Source organism: Ruegeria sp. HKCCD6428 (assembly GCF_013110595.1).
Lineage (GTDB): Bacteria > Pseudomonadota > Alphaproteobacteria > Rhodobacterales > Rhodobacteraceae > Ruegeria.
The window spans coordinates 256,975-277,993 of record NZ_WVQX01000004.1 but is presented as its reverse complement, the minus strand read 5'-3'; the positions used below and the strand labels follow the sequence as shown (position 1 = coordinate 277,993).

27 protein-coding genes and 3 tRNA genes are annotated in these 21,019 nt (G+C 58.5%); 14 read left to right on the top strand and 16 right to left on the bottom strand.

Annotation, left to right across the window (positions count from 1 at the left end; all coding sequences use genetic code 11):
• The first annotated feature begins 35 nt into the window (after positions 1-35).
• The gene (locus GS620_RS11955) at positions 36-443 is read left to right on the top strand and encodes a cytochrome c (protein WP_171114857.1); all 408 of its coding nucleotides are present in this window, start codon (positions 36-38) and stop codon (positions 441-443) included.
• On the opposite strand, the gene GS620_RS11950 is transcribed toward GS620_RS11955, so the two are convergent.
• Together GS620_RS11950 and GS620_RS11945 are read right to left on the bottom strand one after the other, a co-directional pair.
• On the bottom strand, positions 440-1,132 hold the full coding sequence (locus tag GS620_RS11950; RefSeq protein ID WP_171114859.1) for a hypothetical protein: 693 nt from the start codon (positions 1,130-1,132) through the stop codon (positions 440-442). The genes GS620_RS11955 and GS620_RS11950 overlap by 4 nt on opposite strands.
• Positions 1,133-1,174: 42 nt before the next feature.
• Positions 1,175-1,837 carry a DNA-3-methyladenine glycosylase I gene (locus tag GS620_RS11945; RefSeq protein ID WP_171616032.1) on the bottom strand — a complete coding sequence of 221 codons (663 nt, stop codon included), beginning with the start codon at positions 1,835-1,837 and terminating at the stop codon, positions 1,175-1,177.
• A gap of 419 nt (positions 1,838-2,256) precedes the next feature.
• On the opposite strand from GS620_RS11945, the gene GS620_RS11940 reads away from it, so the two are divergent.
• The 5 genes from GS620_RS11940 to GS620_RS11920 all read left to right on the top strand — a co-directional run bounded on the left by GS620_RS11940 (position 2,257) and on the right by GS620_RS11920 (position 7,689).
• The gene (locus tag GS620_RS11940; protein ID WP_171114863.1) at positions 2,257-3,207 is read left to right on the top strand and encodes an ABC transporter substrate-binding protein; all 951 of its coding nucleotides are present in this window, start codon (positions 2,257-2,259) and stop codon (positions 3,205-3,207) included.
• Positions 3,208-3,216: 9 nt separating this feature from the next.
• A complete protein-coding gene (locus GS620_RS11935; RefSeq protein ID WP_171114865.1) occupies positions 3,217-4,266 on the top strand; it encodes a glycine betaine/L-proline ABC transporter ATP-binding protein in 1,050 nt (349 codons plus the stop codon).
• Complete coding sequence (locus tag GS620_RS11930; RefSeq protein ID WP_171616030.1) at positions 4,263-6,329, top strand: proline/glycine betaine ABC transporter permease; 2,067 nt, start codon at positions 4,263-4,265, stop codon at positions 6,327-6,329. The genes GS620_RS11935 and GS620_RS11930 overlap by 4 nt, the downstream gene beginning before the upstream one ends.
• 102 nt (positions 6,330-6,431) lie before the next feature.
• The gene (locus GS620_RS11925) at positions 6,432-7,097 is read left to right on the top strand and encodes an NnrU family protein (protein WP_171616028.1); all 666 of its coding nucleotides are present in this window, start codon (positions 6,432-6,434) and stop codon (positions 7,095-7,097) included.
• A gap of 70 nt (positions 7,098-7,167) precedes the next feature.
• Positions 7,168-7,689 (top strand): DUF2478 domain-containing protein, encoded by a 522-nt coding sequence (locus GS620_RS11920; protein ID WP_171616026.1) that lies wholly within the window; start codon positions 7,168-7,170, stop codon positions 7,687-7,689.
• A gap of 79 nt (positions 7,690-7,768) precedes the next feature.
• Here the strand turns inward: GS620_RS11920 and GS620_RS11915 are convergent, their stop codons facing one another.
• Both GS620_RS11915 and GS620_RS11910 read right to left on the bottom strand, forming a co-directional pair.
• Positions 7,769-8,443, bottom strand: a complete 675-nt coding sequence (locus GS620_RS11915) for a VPLPA-CTERM sorting domain-containing protein (RefSeq protein ID WP_171616024.1) — start codon at positions 8,441-8,443, stop codon at positions 7,769-7,771.
• 151 nt (positions 8,444-8,594) lie between these two features.
• Positions 8,595-8,678, bottom strand: a tRNA-Tyr gene (locus tag GS620_RS11910).
• 116 nt (positions 8,679-8,794) lie between these two features.
• On the opposite strand from GS620_RS11910, the gene rlmB reads away from it, so the two are divergent.
• The 4 genes from rlmB (at position 8,795) to GS620_RS11895 (ending at position 11,088) form a co-directional block, all read left to right on the top strand.
• On the top strand, positions 8,795-9,565 hold the full coding sequence (rlmB, locus tag GS620_RS11905; protein WP_170343685.1) for a 23S rRNA (guanosine(2251)-2'-O)-methyltransferase RlmB: 771 nt from the start codon (positions 8,795-8,797) through the stop codon (positions 9,563-9,565).
• 18 nt (positions 9,566-9,583) lie between these two features.
• Positions 9,584-9,865 (top strand): hypothetical protein, encoded by a 282-nt coding sequence (locus GS620_RS22055; protein ID WP_371809805.1) that lies wholly within the window; start codon positions 9,584-9,586, stop codon positions 9,863-9,865.
• 97 nt (positions 9,866-9,962) lie between these two features.
• Positions 9,963-10,421: a YHS domain-containing (seleno)protein gene (locus GS620_RS11900; RefSeq protein ID WP_171616022.1), complete on the top strand. Its 459-nt coding sequence runs from the start codon at positions 9,963-9,965 to the stop codon at positions 10,419-10,421.
• 196 nt (positions 10,422-10,617) lie between these two features.
• Positions 10,618-11,088, top strand: coding sequence for a CoA-binding protein (locus GS620_RS11895; RefSeq protein WP_171167187.1), 471 nt, complete (start codon positions 10,618-10,620; stop codon positions 11,086-11,088).
• Here the strand turns inward: GS620_RS11895 and GS620_RS11890 are convergent.
• From GS620_RS11890 to GS620_RS11875, 4 genes are all read right to left on the bottom strand, one after another.
• On the bottom strand, positions 11,085-11,657 hold the full coding sequence (locus GS620_RS11890) for a hypothetical protein (protein WP_171616020.1): 573 nt from the start codon (positions 11,655-11,657) through the stop codon (positions 11,085-11,087). The genes GS620_RS11895 and GS620_RS11890 overlap by 4 nt on opposite strands.
• 69 nt (positions 11,658-11,726) lie before the next feature.
• The gene (locus GS620_RS11885) at positions 11,727-12,044 is read right to left on the bottom strand and encodes a phosphoribosyl-ATP diphosphatase (RefSeq protein ID WP_170343689.1); all 318 of its coding nucleotides are present in this window, start codon (positions 12,042-12,044) and stop codon (positions 11,727-11,729) included.
• A complete protein-coding gene (gene hisF, locus GS620_RS11880; protein WP_171114883.1) occupies positions 12,041-12,802 on the bottom strand; it encodes an imidazole glycerol phosphate synthase subunit HisF in 762 nt (253 codons plus the stop codon). Before hisF ends, GS620_RS11885 begins: the two co-directional genes overlap by 4 nt.
• A gap of 107 nt (positions 12,803-12,909) precedes the next feature.
• A complete protein-coding gene (locus tag GS620_RS11875; protein WP_371809802.1) occupies positions 12,910-15,132 on the bottom strand; it encodes a fused MFS/spermidine synthase in 2,223 nt (740 codons plus the stop codon).
• 225 nt (positions 15,133-15,357) lie between these two features.
• On the opposite strand from GS620_RS11875, the gene GS620_RS11870 reads away from it, so the two are divergent.
• Positions 15,358-15,804 carry a DUF302 domain-containing protein gene (locus tag GS620_RS11870; RefSeq protein ID WP_152458686.1) on the top strand — a complete coding sequence of 149 codons (447 nt, stop codon included), beginning with the start codon at positions 15,358-15,360 and terminating at the stop codon, positions 15,802-15,804.
• Between the two features lie 11 nt (positions 15,805-15,815).
• Here the strand turns inward: GS620_RS11870 and GS620_RS11865 are convergent, their stop codons facing one another.
• Positions 15,816-16,280 (bottom strand): DUF2867 domain-containing protein, encoded by a 465-nt coding sequence (locus tag GS620_RS11865; protein ID WP_171616018.1) that lies wholly within the window; start codon positions 16,278-16,280, stop codon positions 15,816-15,818.
• A 4-nt stretch (positions 16,281-16,284) separates the two neighbouring features.
• Complete coding sequence (gene hisA, locus GS620_RS11860) at positions 16,285-17,007, bottom strand: 1-(5-phosphoribosyl)-5-[(5-phosphoribosylamino)methylideneamino]imidazole-4-carboxamide isomerase (RefSeq protein ID WP_152458684.1); 723 nt, start codon at positions 17,005-17,007, stop codon at positions 16,285-16,287.
• A gap of 134 nt (positions 17,008-17,141) precedes the next feature.
• Here hisA and GS620_RS11855 point away from each other — a divergent pair, with 134 nt between their 5' ends.
• On the top strand, positions 17,142-17,543 hold the full coding sequence (locus GS620_RS11855; protein ID WP_171616016.1) for a DUF2147 domain-containing protein: 402 nt from the start codon (positions 17,142-17,144) through the stop codon (positions 17,541-17,543).
• A 3-nt stretch (positions 17,544-17,546) separates the two neighbouring features.
• On the opposite strand, the gene hisH is transcribed toward GS620_RS11855, so the two are convergent.
• Positions 17,547-18,185, bottom strand: a complete 639-nt coding sequence (hisH, locus tag GS620_RS11850) for an imidazole glycerol phosphate synthase subunit HisH (protein WP_171616013.1) — start codon at positions 18,183-18,185, stop codon at positions 17,547-17,549.
• Positions 18,186-18,773 carry an imidazoleglycerol-phosphate dehydratase HisB gene (gene hisB, locus GS620_RS11845; protein WP_171205406.1) on the bottom strand — a complete coding sequence of 196 codons (588 nt, stop codon included), beginning with the start codon at positions 18,771-18,773 and terminating at the stop codon, positions 18,186-18,188.
• A gap of 154 nt (positions 18,774-18,927) precedes the next feature.
• On the opposite strand from hisB, the gene GS620_RS11840 reads away from it, so the two are divergent.
• Positions 18,928-19,167, top strand: a complete 240-nt coding sequence (locus GS620_RS11840) for an Lrp/AsnC family transcriptional regulator (protein ID WP_050602861.1) — start codon at positions 18,928-18,930, stop codon at positions 19,165-19,167.
• Here GS620_RS11840 and GS620_RS11835 read toward each other — a convergent pair.
• From GS620_RS11835 to GS620_RS11825, 3 genes are all read right to left on the bottom strand, one after another.
• Positions 19,164-20,030, bottom strand: a complete 867-nt coding sequence (locus GS620_RS11835; protein ID WP_171616011.1) for a GNAT family N-acetyltransferase — start codon at positions 20,028-20,030, stop codon at positions 19,164-19,166. The two genes, GS620_RS11840 and GS620_RS11835, sit on opposite strands and share 4 nt — an antisense overlap.
• Positions 20,031-20,111: 81 nt before the next feature.
• A tRNA-Gly gene (locus tag GS620_RS11830) sits at positions 20,112-20,186 on the bottom strand.
• A 33-nt stretch (positions 20,187-20,219) separates the two neighbouring features.
• Positions 20,220-20,294, bottom strand: a tRNA-Gly gene (locus GS620_RS11825).
• A 150-nt stretch (positions 20,295-20,444) separates the two neighbouring features.
• Here GS620_RS11825 and GS620_RS11820 point away from each other — a divergent pair.
• Positions 20,445-20,597, top strand: coding sequence for a hypothetical protein (locus tag GS620_RS11820; RefSeq protein ID WP_171167198.1), 153 nt, complete (start codon positions 20,445-20,447; stop codon positions 20,595-20,597).
• A gap of 15 nt (positions 20,598-20,612) precedes the next feature.
• Here the strand turns inward: GS620_RS11820 and GS620_RS11815 are convergent, their stop codons facing one another.
• Positions 20,613-20,996 (bottom strand): MAPEG family protein, encoded by a 384-nt coding sequence (locus tag GS620_RS11815; RefSeq protein WP_152458679.1) that lies wholly within the window; start codon positions 20,994-20,996, stop codon positions 20,613-20,615.
• Positions 20,997-21,019: the final 23 nt, after the last annotated feature.

Below are 21,019 nucleotides of genomic sequence, written 5' to 3'. Positions count from 1 at the left end.
AACCCTGCAAATGCCAATCCAGGCAGGAGGATACGATGTTCAAGGCAACAATCAGTGTAATGGTTCTTGGGGTTTCGGCTGCTGCCTCGCAGGCCGCCTTGGCTCAGGACGCGAAGACCGGAGAGGAACTCTATATGCACCATTGCGCGACCTGCCACGGAATCGATGCAATGGGCCAAGGCCCGATGGCAGCCGTGCTGGTGGTTCAACCGAGCGATCTGACCGCTTTGTCCAACGAAGAGGGCGTGTTCCCGACTGCCCGCGTTGTCTCCCGCATTGATGGTCGGGATCCGCTGGTCAGCCATGGTAGCCCAATGCCGGTTTATGGTCCTTATTTTGACGGGCAGGACACATCCATGAAAACGCCGCATGGTCAGCCAATTCTGACGAGCCAGCCCATCGTGGATCTGGTGGCCTATCTGGAGACCTTGCAGCAGAATTAGGTTCCGCTGCAAATCCCGTCGATCTCGGCCTCGCTCCAAGGAAGCAAGATTGCGCGCTCTCGCCCTTTTTGCGGAAGCGGGGACAGATCAAAATGCGCGCTCAGCATCCTGTGCAGCCGTTTGGTTCGGGTGGCCTGAGGGTCCAGCGCACGGCAGCAAACGTATTCCTCGACGATGGCGCCCTGCTGTTCAAACCCGTAGGACAGGAAGTCCGGCGAGGTTTCGAGGTCAAAAAGATACGGGTCGCTGCGCCCACCATGTTCCGCCGCTGCTCGCAACGGGTGGTAACCGGTGGTCCGGCGATTCTGCCACTGCCAGACATGCGTCAGTTCATGGGCCAGCAGCATCGCAGCCACCAGGTTCATCTGATCCGGAAAATCGGACATGTAGTCTTCCAGATACCAGTCGCGCGCAAAATAGACCTTGTTGAACAGGGCCACGGCGGCTGGCCTGCCTGTCACCGGCCCGGGTTCTACCGGAGGAAGGATGCGCTCGCGACAGGCCAGACGTGGCCGCTCTTCGCGGAAATACGTCACATTGGCAACCGGTGCACCTTGGACCAATCGCACGCTGTCAAGATTCAGGGTTTCGCCCTGAATGGCATCCGCAAAGTCGCGCTCTTGCTTTGTCAATGGACGGCCGCAAGAGGACAGCAATAAAAGAGCACACAGGAATACGCGCAGAACCATGAGATGAATCCTAGTCCTCTGCTTGCGATCCGCAAACCGTTTTCACAGGCTCATGGCCAGAACCCGGCTGATTTCCGTCAAAGACCGCCCGGATTGATCCATCCAGGAATTGAAGGCCCGTTGCACCGCGGCCATGGCTTTTTTTGACGTAGCGGGTTTGTCGATCACGCCCTCGGCGATCAGACGGGCGGTGACGTCCCGCGACAGAATGAAACTGTCGCGGCCCGCAAAACGCATCGCATATTGCGCCGAAGCCCCGCCAAGACGAGACCCGCGTTTGGCCAGCATGACTAGAAGGCTGACATAGTCATCAGAGGGCCAGCCCCCCAGAACCTGGCCCGCGCCGCCTTCGTCGCGCAGTTCCAAAAGGAACGCCGCGTTGTCCCGCACTGCTGCGATCTTGGTTCCATTGCGGACAATGCGTGTGTCTTGCAGCAGGGAATCGAACTTTTCATCATCCATGAACGCACACCGGCCCAAATCGAAACCGTCAAAGGCGGCCTCGAATCCATCCCATTTGTTTTCGATGACCTTCCAGTTGAAACCGGCCTGAAAGACGCATTTCGTGATGATCGATAGCCACCGGTCGTCGGGCATCGCCGCCAGTTCTTCGTGGCTTTTGGGCTTGGTCAGCTTTGCTTCAAAGGCTTCGACGCCACCGTGGCGAGAGGCGGCAACATCAAAGATCTCGTCAAATGAACGCATGAACCCAACCTCAAAGCTGTCATGTCAAGAGTGATTTGTTTTGCCTTCCTTTTGCAATGGTAATTTTCGGTGTTCGAAAGCCACCCGACCGGAATCGAAATTCAGCCCGAACAAGAAAAAACACTGAACTGTCAAAGAAATCCTCGACAAACGGGCTCAAAACGGTTTGTGATTGACTCGTCAGTCAACATTCCGTGCCCCGGGGCAGGGGATATTGGCGGGTCGGGCAGGGGCCCTTGCGGCGCCTGCAGGGGAAAATCAACGCATCAGCGGCAAGAAAGCTGCGCTGTTACAAACTGATCACTTTCCTTTTCCGACCAAATTTGTGCATGTTGCGGCATGGTATTGTCATCAGACAAAGATACCGGCGGGAAACCCCTGCCGGGGTGGGCAAAACAAATAAGACAGGGAGAAAATCCATGAAAAAACTGAGTGTAAGCCTTATGGCCCTGACCGTTGCCGGTGCGGCGCATGCGGCGGATATGGGGGCCGTGGACGAGCCGATCAAACTGGCGATCAACGAATGGACTGGTCAGCACGTAACCACGCATGTGGCGGGTGAAATGCTCAAGGCCGCTGGTTATAACGTAGAATATGTGACCGCCGGCATGATGAACCAGTTCCAGGCGCTGGCCGATGGAGACATCGACGCGACGCTTGAAATCTGGTCGTCCAATGTTTCGGATGAATATGCAAAGAAGATCGAGGAAGGCACTGTTGTCGAAATCGGCGATCTTGGCCTGGATGCCAAGGAAGGTATCGCATACCCGGCGCATGTCGCTGATCTGTGCCCTGGCTTGCCTGCGTGGGAAGCGCTGAAAGACTGCGCGCAGGTGTTCGCCACGGCGGAAACTCTGCCCGGTGGCCGTCTGGTCGACTATCCGGCCGACTGGGGCACACCTGGTGCGGATCGCATGGCCGGCCTTGAGCTGCCGTTCAAGGCTGTCCCCGCCGGTTCCGAAGGCGCCTTGATCGCTGAACTTCGCGCATCGACCGAGCGTAAATCGCCGCTGCTGATCACATTCTGGCAGCCGCACTGGGCGATGTCTGCCTATGACGTGCAGTTCGTTGAACTGCCCGCAGGTGAAGAGGCATGCTTTAACGATCCGGCGTGGGGTCCGAACCCGAACGCGGTAAACGATTGCGACTTTTCACCATCTCGCATCTTCAAAGCCGGCTGGAGCGGCCTGGAAGAAAAGTGGCCCGCCGCCTATGAAATCCTGTCCAACTATCAACTGGCGGTCGAAGACCAGCAGCCGATGATGGGTGCGATCGATGTTGACGGCGGCCAGGTCGAAGAAGTTGTCGCTGCATGGATGGCCGAGAACGAAGACAAATGGCGTCCTGTTGTCGACGCGGCGACCAAGTGAGCCACTTAGGTGACTGACACGACTATGCCAGCCATTGCCTGCCGGAATCTCTGGCAGGTCTTTGGCCCGGGCGCTGACAAAGCCCTGACCGACGCGCTGTCTCGGTCAGGGAATGACGCTGACAAGGCCGCCGCAGACCTGCGGGAAAACGGGTTCATTCCGGCGGTTCAAGATGCCAATTTCGAGGTCAGGGAAGGCGAATTGTTCGTCATCATGGGCCTGTCGGGCTCGGGTAAATCCACGCTGATCCGCTGTATCTCGCAACTGCTGCCCGGCACCGGTGGTGAAATTCGGGTGGATGGTGAGAATGTCATAGGCGCCTCGAAAAAGGCCCTGACCGAGCTGCGCCGAAAAAAACTGGGCATGGTGTTCCAGCATTTCGGCCTGTTCCCCCACATGACCGTAGCTGAAAACGTCGCATATCCTCTGCGCGTTCAGGGCGTTGGCAAAAAGGAACGACTTGATCGTGCGCAGGAAGTGATTTCGCTGGTTGGTCTGGAAGGGCGCGAAGACAGCTTCCCGCGACAGCTTTCCGGCGGGCAGCGGCAGCGGGTGGGTATCGCCCGCAGTCTTGCCGTAAACCCTGACATCTGGTTTCTGGACGAACCGTTCTCGGCGCTTGATCCACTGATCCGTCGCCAGTTGCAGGATGAATTCCTGCGCATTCAAGCGACGTTGAAGAAATCCATCGTCTTCATCACGCACGATATTCAGGAAGCGCTGAAGCTGGCAGACCGCATCGCCATCATGCGGGATGGCAAGATCGTGCAGATCGGCACGCCCACGGATATCGTCCTGCGACCCGTCGATGACTATGTGCGCGAATTCTCGAAGGATGTCGCCAAGGGGCAGCATGCCAAAGTCGCCTCGGTCATGCGAAACGAGGCAGAGTGTGGCCCGGATGATCCCGGCCTGACTACGTCGATGACACTGGACGCGGCCCTGGCCCATTGCATGGAACTATATGAACCCGTGCCGGTGCGGGATGCCGATGGCAATGTCGTTGGCACGGTGCACCCGTCCGATCTGGCTGCCGCGCTTCAGGTGGACGAAACATGACCGCCTTAACTGAGGTTCCGACGCAGCACGGCGCGCGGCTGACGGCGGGCGCCAAGGCCGCCCTGATTACGGTTGTCGTCGGTGCGGTTTGCCTTGCACTCGAGGGCATCGCCCCATGGCTGGTCAAATGGCCCGCCGCGTGGGAGCTGCCTGCAACCCAATGGGTGGGCGCGTTTCTGGATTGGTTTCTGAACCTGATCAAACCGGCGATGCGGTTGTTCTCGGATATGATGACCTATCCGATGAACTGGGCGAATTTCGTGCTTGGCAACACACCATGGCCCCTCCTGATCGGGATCGTGACCGCGCTGGGCTGGTACTTGGGCGGTTTGCCCATGGCGGCGCTGGGCTTTCTGGGCCTCAGCTTTGTCCTGGCGTCGGGTTACTGGGCTGAGAGCATGAACACTCTGGCCTTGGTCGCAGTATCCGTTCCGGTGGCGTTGATTTTGGGTGGTGGCATCGGCATCCTCGCCAACGAGGTGCCGCGGGTGAAATCCTTCGTCCAGGCGGTTCTGGACGTCATGCAGACCGTGCCGACCTTCGCATATCTGACACCGCTGTTGCTGCTTTTTGGCTTTGGCCCCGTCGTCGGTCTGATCGCCTCGGCCATCTATGCCGCGCCGCCCATGGCTCGCAACGTGATGCTGGGGCTGGAACGGGTGGAGCCCGAGATCAAAGAGGCCGCGATCATGTCCGGTGGCACGCGGTTTCAGCAATTGTTTCAGGTCGAAATTCCCGCCGCTACGACGCAGATCATGGTCGGTGTGAACCAGTGTCTGATGGCGGCCTTGTCGATGGTCATCATTGCCGCCGTCATCGGTGGGTTCAACGATATCGGCTGGGAGGTTCTGCTGACCATGCGCAAGGCGCAGTTCGGGGAGTCTCTGATGGCGGGCCTGGTCATCGTGGTCTTTGCCGTCGTCATAGATCGCATGAGCGGCACCTTGGCGACCGAGCCCAAACGTTATGACAGCCGGGTTGTCTGGGCGATGTTGGGTTTCGCCGTGGTCTTCACCGCTGCCTTCTGGGCGTGGTTGCCGAACCCATCCGAACTGACCCTGCTGGATCCGATGGCCGAGGCCGTGGACAGCGGCCTGACCGCGTTCACTCAGGCCAATGGCCCGTGGTTGGATGCGCTCAAGAACAACTCACTGTTCTATGTGCTGCTGCCTTTGCGGATCGGTCTGGATCAGGCGGTGCTGCCCTTCACCTGGGGCTTCCAGTGGACGGCGGGCATGAGCTTTGGCCTGTTTGCCGCAGGTGCCGGGATCGCGCTGTTGATGGCATGGCGTGGGCGGCTGACAGGTGGTCTGATCGTCCTGATCCTGATTGGAATGCTGGAAACCGGCATTGCCAACCTGCCGTGGCCCTTTGTCCTGACCGGCGCCGCTGCTCTGGGCTGGGTCGCGGGGGGCTGGCGTCTGGCGGCGCTGTGCGTGGGGCTGCTTTGCACCATCCTCGTTTCGGGCCTGTGGGAGAGAGCGCTCTTGTCGCTTTACCTGAGCGGTTCGGCGGTGTTTTCCTGTGCCGTGGTCGGCGGCCTGATCGGCCTTGCCAGCGCGATTTGGGAGCCGGTGTGGAAAGTGGTCCGTCCGATCTGCGACATGTTGCAGACAATCCCTCTGTTCGTGTTCCTGATCCCGGTCCTCATGGTGTTCCAGATCGGCGAGTTCTCGGCCTTTCTGGCAATCTGTGCCTATGCGATCGTGCCCATGATCCGCTACACGCGGCACGGGCTGGTCAACACGCCGGACGAGATGATGGAGGCCGCGATCTCAAGCGGTGCGACCGAGTGGCAGATCATGCGCGACGTGCGTGCGCCCTATGCCGCGCCCACGATCCTGCTGGGACTGAACCAGACCATCCTCTATGCCTTTGCGATGCTGGTGATCGCCGCATTGATCGGCACTACGGGTCTGGGACAGTCGATCTATCTGGCGCTGGGTCAGGCGGATGTGGGGCTTGGCATTTCCGCCGGGGCCGCGATGGCGATTCTGGCGCTGATTGCCGACCGCATCGTGCAAGGGTTTGCCGAAGAACGCCGCGCGGCGCTTGGATTGTAAACAGGGCAGGGGCGATGCACCGCCCCTGCGCCGAACTTGATTTTGGACAAGGATACCAGTGCCGTCCTGATCTAGACCGATCCCAATAAAGCGGAGATCACCATGACCGGTTGGGTCCTATTCCTTGCAGCGCTCGTCACATTCCTTCTCAGCCACGCGATTCCGGTGCGGCCCACCATACGCGGATGGCTGATCTATACACTCGGACGCCGGGGGTATTTCACGGCCTATTCGGTTCTGTCGCTGGCCGTCCTGGCGTGGTTGATCATCGCCGCTGCCAACGCTCCTTATGTCGAGGTCATCCCGCCATTTGCGGTTTTGCGCTGGGCGCCGGTTCTGATCATGCCGGTGGTCTGCTGGCTGGCTGTCGCGGGGCTGATCATTCAGAACCCGTTTTCGTTCGGAGGGCTTGGCAATCGGCCCTTTGACCCAGAACAGCCCGGTATCCTGCGCACCACCCGACACCCGATCCTTGCCGCGCTGATACTGTGGGCGGTGGCACATCTGCTGGCCAATGGCAGCCTGTCACATGTGATTCTGTTCGGCCTGTTTGCCGGTTTCGCGGCCATGGGCATGGCCCTTGTCGACCGCCGCAAGTCGCGGGAAATGGGCTTTGAATGGGTCCGCTTGTCCCGCAACACGGCGCGGTTTTCACTGCGCGCACCGCGCCCCTGGCCACGTCCCGGGGTGTGGCTGGCCGCGCTTGCCGCCTATGCGGTTCTGCTTCACCTGCACGCTCCTGTGATTGGCCTGTCCCCGCTTCCGTAAACGAGGGAGTGGCCGGGCGTTGCCTCGCGTGCTATTTGAAACGTCACAAACGAATTACAAGAGGTCCAAGATGCATCTGGCCTATGTCACCACCACCGATCGCGGCGCGACAGACCGCCTGCTGAGCGCCGTTGCGGAACGTCTGCTGGCGTCCGGCGCGAAACTGGCCGGTGTCGTGCAAACGAACACGGAATGTGCCGACAGCAGCAAATGCGATATGGACTTGCGCGTGCTGCCCGACGGTGAAACCATCCGCATTTCGCAGTCGCTGGGCACCCAGTCACGCGGCTGCCGTCTGGACCCCGCAGCGCTGGAACAGGCGGTGGGATATGTGACTGCCTCGCTTGAGGATGCGCCACAGCTGCTGATCATCAACAAGTTCGGCAAGCATGAATCCGACGGTCGAGGGTTCCGCCCCGTGATCGGCGAAGCGCTGGCGATGGATATTCCGGTTCTGGTCGGCGTGAACGGTTTGAACGAAGAGAAATTCCAGACCTTCGCGGATGGTTCCGCGGAAGCCCTCCCGGCGGATCTGGATGCAATCGAGGCGTGGTTCAACAAGGTCTCGGGACTGCGCCCGGCGGCGGAGTAGAACCTTCCAAATTTGTTTGAGAGACAAAAAACGGCGCTGATCAACAATCAGCGCCGCCTTTTTTTAATGTTGGGTGCAACTAGGTTGTCTTAAGCCTGCGGTACCCGAACAGGCCCAGAACGGCCCCGATCAAAAGCAGCCCGCTTGCGGGCAAGGGGACCGGTGCAACGACAAGGTTGTCTACCCACATTTCCCCGCAGTAGTCGATACACCAAGCCGTGTTTGGAGTGGTGATTAATTGGCTCCTTAGTGGAGACGGGCTGTTGTATGTCACCAGCAAAGCGTCAATTGCCGTGAAAGCGCTTGAAAATGACAGTGTAGTCAAAGCCATCGGACCGAATGTCTGGCTGGCCACAACTGACCCATTCAGCAACCCAGAAAAGGTCAACGTCGGAAAGGTCGAAGGCCCTGCGGATAACCATTGATTGTATGCAGCGGTTCCGAAAGCGGGAGCTGGACCGGAACCTGTTGTGAATGCTCTGGACCAGCCTTGCAGATCAACCGTCTGAACTGTGAACTTGCCACCGATCACGGGCTTTATTGTGGTAGACAGTACGCCACTATCATCGTGGAAATTAATATAGTTTCCGAAGGTGTAAACGTCTGCGTAATTGAACGTGAAACCTTGGCTTATTCCTTGCCTAGTGCCGGATGCTGTGATCGGATCATTCGGAAAGTTGTTGTCAAATGTAATAGTCAGCGCATTCGCTGCGCCCGCGATACAAACGGCAAGCGCCGCCAAAAGCAGTCTCATAACAAGTCCCTCGCAAAAACGTGTTCAGACTAGCGGGCGATGCCCGGTTTCGCAACTTTTACGAGTCTTTGTAGCCGTCATTGCGCATAAGCATGCACGTAAGCACGCGCGGGCAATGCATTCTGACCATCTTTGAAACCTGCTCGAAAGATGGTGGGCGACCCTGGAATCGAACCAGGCGTGCGTCTCCGCGAGGGAGTTACAGTCCCCTGCCACACCTTGCGGCCTGTCGCCCACTGTCAGGCGTTGCACCTGACGTGGAGGCGTGATTACTAGCGCACCAAAGAAGCGTCAACAGGAAAATTTCGCTTTGGCGCAGGAAACCGAACTCTTGGCCCGGAGGCCTGAAAAATGAAGAAACCCAAATGGGTCGTTGAAAAGGAACAGGCGCGCAAGGCCGCGGCTGCTGAAACCGTTTGGCTGTTCGGTCTGCATGCGGTTCGCGACGCTTTGATGAACCCCAATCGGCAGAAACTGCGCCTGATCGTAACGCGCAATGCGCGGGATAAACTGGCGGAAGCGATTGAATTCTCTGGTATCGAGCCCGAGATGGCTGATCCGCGCAAGTTTACGGCGCCCATTGATGCAGGCTCGGTGCACCAGGGGGCCGCGCTGGAGGTGAAACCACTGGACTGGGGCGGTCTGGCCGAAAACTGCATCGGTCGGGAAAACCCGCGCGTCATTCTTCTGGACCGCGTCACGGACCCGCACAATGTCGGTGCGATTCTGCGCTCGGCCGAGGTTCTGGGTGCCAGTGCCGTGATTGGCACGCGCCACCATTCCGCGCCCGAGACCGGGGCACTGGCAAAAACCGCCAGCGGCGCGCTGGAGCGTCAACCTTACCTGCGGATGCGCAACCTTGCCGACACAATTGTTGAACTACAGAATATGGGATTTCTGGTCCTTGGGCTGGACGGAGAAGCAGACGTGACGATCGAAGGCGCGCTGAGCGACGGTCGGGACCGCCCCGTCGCACTTGTTCTGGGGGCGGAAGGCCCGGGATTGCGCCAAAAGACGAAGGAAACCGTGGATCAATTGGTGAAAATTGACGCAGCCGGGGGATTCGGATCGCTGAATGTCTCAAATGCGGCGGCAATCGCCTTATATGCATCCCGGCCCTGACAAAAAAAGGAGAGCGTTATTTCCGGTCCATCCAAAATTGCGACCTGCTGCTATTGCGGGACCCGGGCTGCGCTGGTCCTGAGGGGCAAAGAGCGCCACGAGCTGAGCTGTTCCAGTTGTGGCGCACCTTTGCACGATCTGAAGATGCTGCCCAAGCGTAAGGCTGCGCCTGCCAAAACGGTGCGATCTGCGGTTTCTCATGCCCCTCCGCGGAAGATCAAGCGAAAAAAGAAGAAAAAGAGCATGTTCTCGCGCGTGTTCGATGAAGCCTGGGATGTGATCGAAGACATTTTCGATTGACCGTTTTTGGGTGAAGATCGTTCACATCCACGTCAACAGGGGTTCCGCATGCAGCAAAAAATTGCATCTTGATACCCCAGTGATTTCAGATTCTGACATGGCAATGCTGACCCGACGTTCCACACTTGGCGCGCTGTGCGCCTTTTTTCTGGCGCCTGCCACGTATGCGCAGGAAAGGCCCGTTTACTACACCACCGAAGGGGTGGCGTTGGCCGGGTATGATGCCGTGTCCTTTTTCGACGGTTCTACGCCGATCATGGGCATGCCCGAGAATTCCGTGGTATGGAAAGGGGCGAGGTGGCATTTCACCTCGCAGGAAAACCGCGAGCTGTTCGAAAGCAATCCCCGTGCTTTCGCACCGCAGTTCGGCGGGTATTGTTCATATGCGATGGCGATGGGAGTTCTGAAGAGCTCGGACCCCAAGGCCTGGAAGGTCGTGGATGGTCGTCTGTACCTGACGCACTCGATCGAGATCGAGGAAATCTGGCAGCAGGATCAGGCAGAATACATTGAGTTGGCTGAAGAAAACTGGCCGGTAATCCTCTATCAGGAATGAGCGGGAATCAGCTAATTGTGAAGAGTCATCACAAAAATGCGCTGCCCCTCTTTTTTTTACCAAATATATGCCTAAATGTCACAATGACCGCGGAATGGAACTGCCGCGGGTCATTTCACTGTCCCTCGTTCCAACAACTGGCGCCCAAGGCTTCTTGGGCGCTTTTTTCTTTTTGGAACCCTGCTAAGGATAGGGTATGCCAGACTATTCCGATCAGCAGCTGAGAGCCATTCTGCAACGCACCAAGTCCGTTGCCGTTGTCGGGGTGTCCATGAACCCGGTACGGCCCAGCTATTACGTTGCCCGCTACCTGTCGTTGAAAGGGTTCAACGTGATCCCGGTCAATCCGGGCCATGCCGGGAAAGACCTGTTTGGCCAGACGGTACGCGGCAGCCTTTCGGAGATATCCGAACCCGTGGACATGGTAGACATCTTCCGACGGTCCGATTCCGTGCCGCCCATTGTGGACGAAGCGTTGGAGGTGTTCCCGTCCCTCGGAACGATCTGGATGCAAATCGGGGTTGAACACCCTGAAGCGGCAGCCAAGGCCAAGGCCCGCGGTGTGGACGTCGTGATGAACCGCTGTCCGAAGATCGAGTATCAGCGCCTGTTTGGCGAGCTGCGCATGGGTGGGTTTTCCACCGGGATCATCTCGTCCAAGCTTTAGGGCGTTGCTGGCTGATAGGGTTTCAGGCGGGCAACCTGTTCCTGTCGTCGTTTTTCCAGCACCACGTCCCGAGGGACCCAGTCATATCGGGTATCCTTGACCAGAGGTGACCAGAACAACACCCCGCCATAGCGCCACGGGTCTAGCACGACGCCCTCATACAGCGATTCACCCTTGCGACTGATAATCGCCGTGCTGTGGTCGATCCTCAGCGGATTGTCGGCGTTGGCGATGGCGCGGTGCAATTCCAGCGTCTGGAAGTTTTCCTCTTTCAGACGACGCTCGATATCCTCGGCCCAATGCCAGCACAGACCACGCGGGCGCAATCCCTTGTTGACCTTCGCATTGTGGATCAGCGGCGGGTCGGTGATCTGGTATTCGTCCACCAGTTGCGCGGTATAGGAATAGGCGACTTGCGCTGCCCGGCGGGCTTCTTCCGGATCGATATCCGGGCCAAGACGCTGAATCTCGGCTGTCAGGCGTTGTACCTCATCCCCGGTCGAGGGGGGAGGCGCCGCACATGCCGCAACGATGGCAAGAGTTGCCACAAGCATCAAAATTCGGATCATGTCGCGCCCTCGGCCTGCCATTCTGACGCCCGAGTATAGCGGGCGTTGCGGCGGCGCGGAACCCGGCCGTTACCCTTTGGGGCGGGCGGCCTTTTCAGCTATGCCGCTGATGCCCTGTCGGCGCGCAAGTTCGGCCAGAACATCCTCCAGCGCCACGTCTCGGGCGGCCAGCATGACCAGCAGGTGATACAGCACGTCTGCGGCTTCGGCGGTCAGCTTGGCCTGATCGCCCTTCGTGGCTTCGATGATGGCTTCGATGGCTTCTTCACCAAATTTCTCGGCGCATTTCTCGGGACCCTTTGCAAGCAGCTTGGCTGTCCAGCTTGAATCGGGGTCAGCCCCTTTACGCGCCTCAATCGTGGCAGCAAGGTCGTGCAGAATGCTCATGTCAGCCTCATCGGAATGCCTGCGGCGGCCATGTGTTCCTTGGCTTCGCGGATCGTGTATTCTCCGAAATGGAAGATCGAGGCTGCAAGCACCGCACTTGCGCCACCTTGGGTGACGCCTTCGACCAGATGATCCAGATTGCCGACACCGCCGCTTGCGATTACGGGCACGTCCACTGCATCGGAAATCGCACGGGTCAGGGGCAGGTTGAAACCAGCCTTGGTGCCGTCGCGGTCCATCGAGGTCAGCAGGATTTCTCCGGCGCCTTTGGCGACAACGGTTTTTGCGAACGCGACCGCATCAATACCTGTTGGCTTGCGGCCGCCATGCGTGAAAATCTCCCACTTTCCGGGGCTGACCGTCTTGGCGTCGATGGCACAGACGATGCACTGGCTGCCGAATTGATCTGCCGATTCCGCGATCACGTCGGGATTGGCAACGGCTGCCGAGTTGAAGCTGACCTTGTCTGCCCCCGCCAGCAACAGGGCGCGGACATCATCCTTGGTGCGAACCCCGCCGCCGACGGTCAGAGGTACAAAGCACTGCTCGGCCGTGCGCTGTACCACGTCGAACATGGTGCCGCGGTTTTCGTGGGTTGCGTGGATATCCAGAAAACAGATTTCGTCCGCGCCTGCGGCGTCATACGCCTTGGCCGATTCCACGGGATCGCCCGCATCGCGCAGACCGACGAAATTCACGCCTTTGACCACGCGGCCATCGGCAACATCAAGGCAGGGAATGATCCGGGTCTTCAGCATCTGATTGTCCTTCGTTGCCGGACCTTTACCGACAAAGCGCCGCCGATGCCACAGACGTTTTGCCGCCCATGGCCCTGGTAGCACGGGCCATGGGCGGAGCGGGGGGCTTAGTGATCCCGGTTCTTCAGCAGTTTCAGTGCCGAAAGCAGGTTTGCCTTGTCATCGGTCCATGGCAGCGCTCCGTCGGTTTCGACGGTTTGCCAGTTTCCATCCTGCGCAAAACTCTCAATTCGGGATTTGTCCGGGCTCAGGATCACAACGCTGCTGGTGGCGGCTCCGGTTTCAACCTGCTCTTCACCCACGGCCAGCCGCTGATGCGCAGCGGTCAGGTTCAGGCTGTCGGCAATTCGGGCCAAAGGCTGGACCAAATCGTAGAACCGGTTTGTGATGTGGAACACCAAAACCCCATCATCGGCCAGGCGGCTGGTATACATCTCTACCGCCTCGCGTGTGATCAGGTGAAGCGGAATCGCGTCCGAGCTGTACGCATCCAAAACCAGGATATCGAAGGCAAAAGGCTTTTGCTTCAGAACGATTCGGGCGTCACCCAGATGGGTCTCGGAATCGGGCGTGCATTCCGACAAATAGGTGAACAGCGAAGGGTCGCGTGCGATCTGGTCAACGGTCGCGTCGATCTCGAAGAAGTCCCAGTTTTGCGCAGGCTGCCGATAGCAGGCCAGTGCACCTGTTCCAAGACCGACAATTCCGATGCTGTTGGATTGCTTGCCGAAGTCCGACGTGATGACCTGCGCCATCGGTCCTTCGGGGTGATAATAGGACAGCGGTGTGGGTCGAGTGCCATATTCGGATTCGCGTTGCCAGCCATGCACCGTGGTGCCGTTCTTGTAGACACGGTAGCCCTCGCTTGAATACACCGAATGCACGCCGAAAAAGCTGCGATCTTCGAACACCGGATTGTTCTTTACCGCAAATGCGGGCAGCAGAACGACGGTAAGAACCACAGGGATACGCATGGCCTGTGCCCGGAACAGGTACAGCACCGCGAATATCAGCGCGAACAGGGCACCTGCACGCGGGATGTCCGCGCTCAGCGCCGCGACGCCGCGTGTCGCACCTGCGATGACGAGGATGAAAACACTTGCCGCGATGCCCATGATGACATGGCGAAGGGCAAATCCCGGCGCGCGGACAAGAAACAATCCTCCGGCCAGGATCATGGTGATTGGCGCCTCCAACTCACGTGTGAAGGCAATCGGCGCAACGATCGAGTTGAACAGCCCGCCAATTGCTCCGCCCACGGAAAGGGCGATGTAGAACACGGTCAATTGCTCGGCGGATGGGCGCATGTCGTACAGCAGGCGGTGCGCAAAAAGGGCGATGATGAACAGCACCGGGACATAGAGCAGAATAACCACCGGCGCGTCATGCTCGCTGACCACCTTGGACACCAGTACGACACCCGCCGCCAGCGCCGCCAGCATGGGCAGGTTCAAGGCGTCAAGGGTCAGGTGTTTCCATTTGGCAAACGCGATGATGAAGGACAGGATATAGACCGCCAGCGGAACAACCCAGATCAACGGGAGAGCACCCAGATCCGTGCTGACCCGCGTTGTGAAGGACAGCATCAAGGAAGAGGGGATGAAGGCGACGAACACCCAGACAGCGATCTGCCGCAGGGTCGGGAAACTGGCCTTGAGCGCCGTTTGGGCCGACGGCTTCGTGTGCCGTGATCCCCGCAAGGCGATCATGCCACTGCCAAGCAAAAGCGCGCCGAACAGAACGAAGCCGACCAGCCAGGCACGGCTGATCTCGGCCGCGCCAAAAAATGGATCTGCAACCAGGGGGAAGGCCAACAACGCCAGCAAGGATCCGACATTGCTGGCACTGTAAAGGAAATACGGATCATCCGCCGAAGGCCCGCCCGACCTGGCGTACCAGGCCTGCAACAGGGGCGCATTTGCCGACAATACCGCAAAAGGTACACCCACACCCACGGCGAACAGGCCAAGCGTTTGCAGCGCGGTCGAGGTCGAGGCGTCATAGCTCCAGCTTTCGCTGGTGGACAGCGGCAGGAAAGTCAGCGCCGCCACCCAAAAGGCGAAATGGGTGATGATCTGCCAGCGCAAGGGCAGAAACTTGGTCAACAGGTGCGCGTACACATACCCGAGTATCAGCATCACTTGAAAAAACAGCATTGCGGTCGTCCAGACCGCCGGGGCGCCGCCGATTTTTGGAAGAACCAGTTTGGCAAAAAGCGGCTGGACAAAGAACAGCAGACTGGCGCTTGTGAAAATCGCCGCGCAGAAGATCGCAATGGTTGCTGATCCGAATCTGGACGTCTTGGGAACGTCTAGGTTGGAAATACTCACGTTTGCCACCCGGGTTGTTGTGTTTGACGAAGGGGTAAGCGGGGATTCCGCCCGAATTATGGCTCAACACAGTAAAATGTTTGGCTTCTGGTCGGATTGTTCTCGAAAGCAACGGTAAAATGGGCGCCTTCAATTCTGGCAAAGCTTTGCTGATGCCAGACTTGTGATTGTCAGATTTCCAAAACCTGTGAGAATTGGAGTGAATATTACAGAAGGAATACCGACATGCGTAGCTTGATACTTGCTTCAATTTTTTCGCTCGGAGGGGCTTTGGCCGCCATGGCTGACGACATCATCAAAGTTCAAACGAACAAATCCGTAGCCGAGGCGCTGGATGCGCTGGAAGCGGCGGTTGGCAACGCAGGGGCCACTGTCTTCGCCCGTATCGACCACGCGGCCGGGGCGGAAAAGGTCGGTACGCCCATCCCGGCCAATCAAGTGCTGATTTTCGGCAATCCTGCGCTGGGCACGCCGGCCATGCAGATCGATCCGCGTGCAGGGTTGTTCCTGCCGCTCAAGGTGCAGGCGTATGAGGATGGGAACGGTCAGGTCTGGTTGGCCTATGAAGACCCCAAGGAAACGATGGACGAGCTGGATGACGTCGAAAAGTCACCTGTAATCGAGAAGATGCGCGGTGCGCTCGCCAAGTTGACCGCTGCGGCTGCGGGTTAAGACCTTTTGGGTCATGTGCTTGCGCTTTTCACACGCGCAAGCGCGTTTCGCGCGATCAGGATGTGAAATGGCAGGATCGCAGCCAGGTACAGGCGCCCGCCAAGGTTATGGCGTCGGACCCACGTGGCCAGCGAGATGCGACCGTTTTCCGACAGGACGGAAACCCGGAAATCCAGGTGGCGATCGTTGAAACCTGCGATCACCTCGGTCCTGCCATCATGTTCGACCGGGAAGATCCCCAGCTTGTCGTCAGCATCCGGGCCTGTCGTGCTGAGGCCAAAGGGTGTCACCAGCAGGCCGCGCAGCCGAACCAGTGCCATCGCCCATCCGGGGAACGCGGTAATGATTTCCGCGGCCCGGCGCGGCGGAAGATTGGATTCAACACTGAAGCAGTCCAGAAAGTCGCCGTTTTTGAACCGTTCGTTCAGCAGGCTGTGCGCGGACAGTTCGGAACGCTTTACCGGCGAATGAAACATAAAGCTATCCTCTGAGCGTGGTCAGAGCCTCTTTCAGATCAATCGCTCCATCATAAAGCGCGCGGCCGGAAATGGCACCGTTCAAAGCTGCGCCACAATCGCGCAGGGCGATCAGATCGGCGATCGAGGACACGCCGCCAGATGCGATGACCGGAATATCGACCGATTTGGCAAGCTCTGCGGTGGCCTCGACATTGGGGCCCTGCATCGCCCCGTCCCGGTTGATGTCGGTGTATATGATCGCAGCGACGCCTGCGTCTTCGAAGCTGCGGGCCAGATCGGTTACCTGAACGTCGGTTTCTTCGGCCCAACCCTTGGTGGCAACCAGACCGTTGCGCGCGTCGATGCCCACGGCGACCTTGCCGGGAAAGGCTTTGGCCGCTTCGCGCACCAGATCGGGATTCTCGACCGCGACCGTGCCCAGAATCACGCGGGCCAGACCTTTGTCGATCCAGGTCTCGATGGTGGCCATGTCGCGGATGCCGCCACCCAATTGCGCGGGCACGTCGCAGGCTTTCAGAATCGCCTCGACCGGGGCGGCGTTGACCGGCTCACCTGCAAAAGCGCCGTTCAGATCGACCAGATGCAGCCACTCGCACCCGGCCTCGACAAAGGCGCGGGCCTGTGCGGCGGGGTCTTCGTTGAACACGGTGGCCTTGTCCATTTCACCACGCAGCAGGCGCACGGCATTGCCGTCTTTGAGGTCGATGGCGGGGTAGAGGATCATGTCGGGCGGCCCTATATCTGTGTTGCACGCGCGGGATATCGCACAGGCGGGGCAGGGGATGCAACGCGACGCTGGGTCATTCTTGCCCGCAGCTGGCTGCCGGGTCAGACTGCCATCAAAACAGGGAGACAATCATGAAGAAATTTACGTTTGCAGCGGGTTTGATGTTTCTTGCGACCAGCGCGATGGCTGCGGATCCCGTCGACGGTCTGTGGAAGACTGCACCCGGTGATACCGGCGGCTATCTGCACGTGACGATTTCCGGATGCGGCAGTGCGATCTGCGGAACCATCGACAGCGCCTTTGATGCGGATGGCAACGAGCAGCTGGAATATGAAAACCTTGGTAAGAATATCATCTGGGACATGGTGCCCGAGGGTGGCGGAAGCTATGACAGCGGCAAGATCTGGGCACCGGACCGGGACAAGACATACAACTCGAAAATGTCACTGGACGGCCAGAACAAATTGACCGTCAAGGGATGCGTGGCGGGCGGTCTTATCTGTCGCGGTCAAACCTGGACGCGTGTTCAGTAAGCCTCAGGGTTTCCAGGTCAGGAAGTTTCCCAGCATGCGCAGGCCGACGTCCTGGCTTTTCTCGGGGTGAAACTGCATTCCAACCATCGTGTCACGGCCAATGACGGCCGTGACCTCCTGCCCGTAGTCCACATAAGCCAATCGCTGTGCCGGGTCGGACACCCGGAAGTGGTACGAGTGGACGAAATAGGTGTGATCGCCGGATTTCACCCCGTTGAACACCGGGTGATCGCTGTCCAGAACAAGATCGTTCCAGCCCATATGCGGCACTTTCAGCGATGTGTCTGACGGCTCGATCCTGACGACATCGCCGGCAATCCAGCCCAGACCATCCGTTTCGCTGTATTCACGGCCTTTCGTTGCCATCAACTGCATGCCCACACAGATGCCCAGAAACGGGCGGCCTTTCTGTTCGACCGCCTCGACCATCGCGTCATAGATGCCCTTGTGCCCACGCAATTCGGCAGCGCATGCCGGAAACGCCCCGTCGCCGGGCAGAACCAAGCGATCGGCGCGTGCCACAACATCCGCGTCCGAGGTGACGACAACCTCACCGGCGCCGACCTCTTGCGCCATGCGCTGAAACGCTTTTTCCGCCGAGTGCAGGTTGCCGCTTTCGTAGTCGATAATGGCGGTCAGCATTTACAACGCGCCTTTGGTCGACGGAATCGCGTCTGCCTTGCGCGGATCGGTTTCAACGGCGTCGCGCAGCGCGCGCGCGACGGCCTTGAAGGCGGCCTCGGCGATGTGGTGGCTGTTGAAACCGTGCAGCTGGTCGATATGCAGCGTGATACCGCCATGGGTGCTGAGCGCCTGAAAGAACTCGCGCACAAGTTCTGTGTCGAACGCACCGATTTTCTGCGTCGGCAGATCCACATTCCAGATCAGATAGGGGCGGCCCGACAGGTCCAGCGCACAGCGTACCTGGGCGTCGTCCATCGGTAGGTGGCATTCTCCGTACCGCCGGATCCCTTTCTTGTCGCCCAGGGCCTGCGTCAAAGCCTGCCCCAGCGCGATGCCGGTATCTTCGACTGTGTGGTGATCATCAATGTGATAATCGCCCTTGGCGCTGATCGTCATGTCGATCAGCGAATGGCGCGCCAGCTGGTCCAGCATATGGTCAAAGAAGCCAACACCGGTCTGGTTGTCATAGGTGCCGGTGCCATCCAGATTGACCTGAACCGTGATCTCGGTCTCGGTGGTCTTTCGGCTGATCGAAGCGCTGCGCATGGGCGAATTCCTTTTGCTACAGGCGCGCTTATAGACGGGGAAGGTCGGGGTTTTCCAGACCGCGCGTTGTGATCGCTGCAAACTGTTGCAGGGGATTGCACCCGGCTTGGCCCCATGTCAGCTTGCCAACAACACGAACCGATAGGGTCACACCATGTCCACCTGCGTTTTCATCCAGATCCGTTGCAAGCCCGGAACCACCTACAAGGTCGCCGAGGAAATCGCCCTGCGCGAAATCCATTCTGAACTGTATTCCACCAGCGGTGAATATGATCTGCTGCTCAAGCTCTATATCCCCGAGACCGAGGATGTGGGCCATTTCATCAACGAACACCTGCTGGTGATTCCCAATATTGAACGATCGCTGACCACCATGACGTTCAAAGCGTTTTAGCCCAACTCAAACGTCGTCACGCCGAAAACACGGTCAAGGTCGATATCCGGCTGATGACTGGAGTACATCCGGGCCGTTTCGAACACTTTGCCCAACCCAAGTTCATCGGCCAAAGCGAAGGCTGATGTGTTGGGCTGTGGCATGTCCACAAAAACCTCATGCTCGTTATGGTCTTCGGGAATCGTGGTCAGCAGAGCTGCTAACAAAGCCCTTGCAATGTCGGCATTATCCGCAAACAGCGGACCAACCTTGTACCCGGTGAGGCAAGGGCGCAGCGTCGCGTAACCTCGGATTCTGCCATTGTCGGAATAGACCTTTGATACGTGATTGTATGCGCTGAGCCAGCTTTCAAGGAACAGATCACGTGGAGCGGGAAACATGTCGCGGTCATAGGCTTTCAATTCGTCTGACGCGCTGCTGAGGTCCGCGATGCGATCATTCGAAGACGTATCCAGCTTCGCCAGCATCTGCTTCTTCGTACCGAAAAAGCGATAGTTGTTATTAGCAAAAGTAAAACCTGACTTGCGGTAATTGTCCTGCTGCTCGACAACGCCATCTAGACCCATGTTGCGACCGCTGCAATGAGCAAGCGCGTGCTGCGCGATCTCAAGCCCATGACCATGATACCGGAACTCGGGTTTAACGATGTAAAAGCCCAGAAACGAGAAATCGGCATTGTAATTTACCGCCGAGACCGAAGAAATCATCTCTCCTTCCAGAAAACCGCCCAGAAACCCGTCCGGGTCTGTTGGCCGAAAGCACTCGGCGTCGTGTATGCCGGGATTCCACCCCTCGCGACCGGCCCAATCCACGGCGTGCTGGACTTCGGCGGCGGTGAGTGGGCGAATGGTGTAATCAGACATAAGGTAATCCTGCATTGCGCAATGCGATCAGAATGACGCACCGCGGCGCAAAGAACCAGCATGTTGAGAGAGTTTTGTATCTGGAGCGGGCGAGGCGATTCGAACGCCCGACCCTAACCTTGGCAAGGTTATGCTCTACCCCTGAGCTACGCCCGCATCAGATACATATGTGGTCCGAGGACCTCTCAATGGAGCGGGCGAGGCGATTCGAACGCCCGACCCTAACCTTGGCAAGGTTATGCTCTACCCCTGAGCTACGCCCGCGCCGTTGAGTGAGGAGGGATTTATAAATTCCCACGCGGGGCTGCAAGCGGAAAAACACAAAAAAGAGGAAAAATATTTCGACGGAACTGGGCATCCGGCCCGTTCAATCTCAAACACGGATCAAAAAAGGACACAGGCAGAGAGGCTTTCATGATTTCTGTTGCAGACATGAAGATAATGGCGCTGGCCGCAATGATCTTGCTGGTCACCGCGATGCCGAAATCGGACGATCACGAACACAACCGGATCACGCCCGTTTTGTTGAAAGCGCCCCTTGTGATGACGACGGATCTGACCGGATAACACCCGCCAACCGAGCTACAGCGCCAGAATCAGGTTAGCGATGGCCGCAACCAGAATGGCCAGGAACGTCAGGCTCATGCCAGCCTGCCGCAGGATGACGATCTGGGGCGTGCGCCCGAATCCGTAAGCGTGCAGCAGACGCCCAGCCAGCAACATCAAACCCAGTATATGCACAAGCAACCCTCCGGCGCCCTGTAATTCCACCATGGCGATCAGCAAAAGGGCGATAGGGGCGTATTCGGCGCAATTGGAATGTGTCCGTATCGCCTTGATCATCAATTTGCTGCCCCCATCCCCGACCGAGATTTTGTCGCTGCGGCGCTGAAGGATCACTTTGACGCTGAGTGCCACGTAAAGAATAGCGATCAGGGCCGCATAGATCGGGGTGATAGCAAGCATGGTGGGTCTCCGTTCCAGCATAG

What these genes read in the sequence shown, in the direction of transcription:
- GS620_RS11955 (WP_171114857.1), top strand. Translation starts at nt 36, where the DNA reads ATGTTCAAGGCAACAATCAGTGTAATGGTTCTTGGGGTTTCGGCTGCT.
- GS620_RS11950 (WP_171114859.1), bottom strand. Translation starts at nt 1,132, where the DNA reads ATGGTTCTGCGCGTATTCCTGTGTGCTCTTTTATTGCTGTCCTCTTGC.
- GS620_RS11945 (WP_171616032.1), bottom strand. Translation starts at nt 1,837, where the DNA reads ATGCGTTCATTTGACGAGATCTTTGATGTTGCCGCCTCTCGCCACGGT.
- GS620_RS11940 (WP_171114863.1), top strand. Translation starts at nt 2,257, where the DNA reads ATGAAAAAACTGAGTGTAAGCCTTATGGCCCTGACCGTTGCCGGTGCG.
- GS620_RS11930 (WP_171616030.1), top strand. Translation starts at nt 4,263, where the DNA reads ATGACCGCCTTAACTGAGGTTCCGACGCAGCACGGCGCGCGGCTGACG.
- GS620_RS11925 (WP_171616028.1), top strand. Translation starts at nt 6,432, where the DNA reads ATGACCGGTTGGGTCCTATTCCTTGCAGCGCTCGTCACATTCCTTCTC.
- GS620_RS11920 (WP_171616026.1), top strand. Translation starts at nt 7,168, where the DNA reads ATGCATCTGGCCTATGTCACCACCACCGATCGCGGCGCGACAGACCGC.
- GS620_RS11915 (WP_171616024.1), bottom strand. Translation starts at nt 8,443, where the DNA reads ATGAGACTGCTTTTGGCGGCGCTTGCCGTTTGTATCGCGGGCGCAGCG.
- rlmB (WP_170343685.1), top strand. Translation starts at nt 8,795, where the DNA reads ATGAAGAAACCCAAATGGGTCGTTGAAAAGGAACAGGCGCGCAAGGCC.
- GS620_RS11900 (WP_171616022.1), top strand. Translation starts at nt 9,963, where the DNA reads ATGGCAATGCTGACCCGACGTTCCACACTTGGCGCGCTGTGCGCCTTT.
- GS620_RS11895 (WP_171167187.1), top strand. Translation starts at nt 10,618, where the DNA reads ATGCCAGACTATTCCGATCAGCAGCTGAGAGCCATTCTGCAACGCACC.
- GS620_RS11890 (WP_171616020.1), bottom strand. Translation starts at nt 11,657, where the DNA reads ATGATCCGAATTTTGATGCTTGTGGCAACTCTTGCCATCGTTGCGGCA.
- GS620_RS11885 (WP_170343689.1), bottom strand. Translation starts at nt 12,044, where the DNA reads ATGAGCATTCTGCACGACCTTGCTGCCACGATTGAGGCGCGTAAAGGG.
- hisF (WP_171114883.1), bottom strand. Translation starts at nt 12,802, where the DNA reads ATGCTGAAGACCCGGATCATTCCCTGCCTTGATGTTGCCGATGGCCGC.
- GS620_RS11870 (WP_152458686.1), top strand. Translation starts at nt 15,358, where the DNA reads ATGCGTAGCTTGATACTTGCTTCAATTTTTTCGCTCGGAGGGGCTTTG.
- GS620_RS11865 (WP_171616018.1), bottom strand. Translation starts at nt 16,280, where the DNA reads ATGTTTCATTCGCCGGTAAAGCGTTCCGAACTGTCCGCGCACAGCCTG.
- hisA (WP_152458684.1), bottom strand. Translation starts at nt 17,007, where the DNA reads ATGATCCTCTACCCCGCCATCGACCTCAAAGACGGCAATGCCGTGCGC.
- GS620_RS11855 (WP_171616016.1), top strand. Translation starts at nt 17,142, where the DNA reads ATGAAGAAATTTACGTTTGCAGCGGGTTTGATGTTTCTTGCGACCAGC.
- hisH (WP_171616013.1), bottom strand. Translation starts at nt 18,185, where the DNA reads ATGCTGACCGCCATTATCGACTACGAAAGCGGCAACCTGCACTCGGCG.
- hisB (WP_171205406.1), bottom strand. Translation starts at nt 18,773, where the DNA reads ATGCGCAGCGCTTCGATCAGCCGAAAGACCACCGAGACCGAGATCACG.
- GS620_RS11840 (WP_050602861.1), top strand. Translation starts at nt 18,928, where the DNA reads ATGTCCACCTGCGTTTTCATCCAGATCCGTTGCAAGCCCGGAACCACC.
- GS620_RS11835 (WP_171616011.1), bottom strand. Translation starts at nt 20,030, where the DNA reads ATGTCTGATTACACCATTCGCCCACTCACCGCCGCCGAAGTCCAGCAC.
- GS620_RS11820 (WP_171167198.1), top strand. Translation starts at nt 20,445, where the DNA reads ATGATTTCTGTTGCAGACATGAAGATAATGGCGCTGGCCGCAATGATC.
- GS620_RS11815 (WP_152458679.1), bottom strand. Translation starts at nt 20,996, where the DNA reads ATGCTTGCTATCACCCCGATCTATGCGGCCCTGATCGCTATTCTTTAC.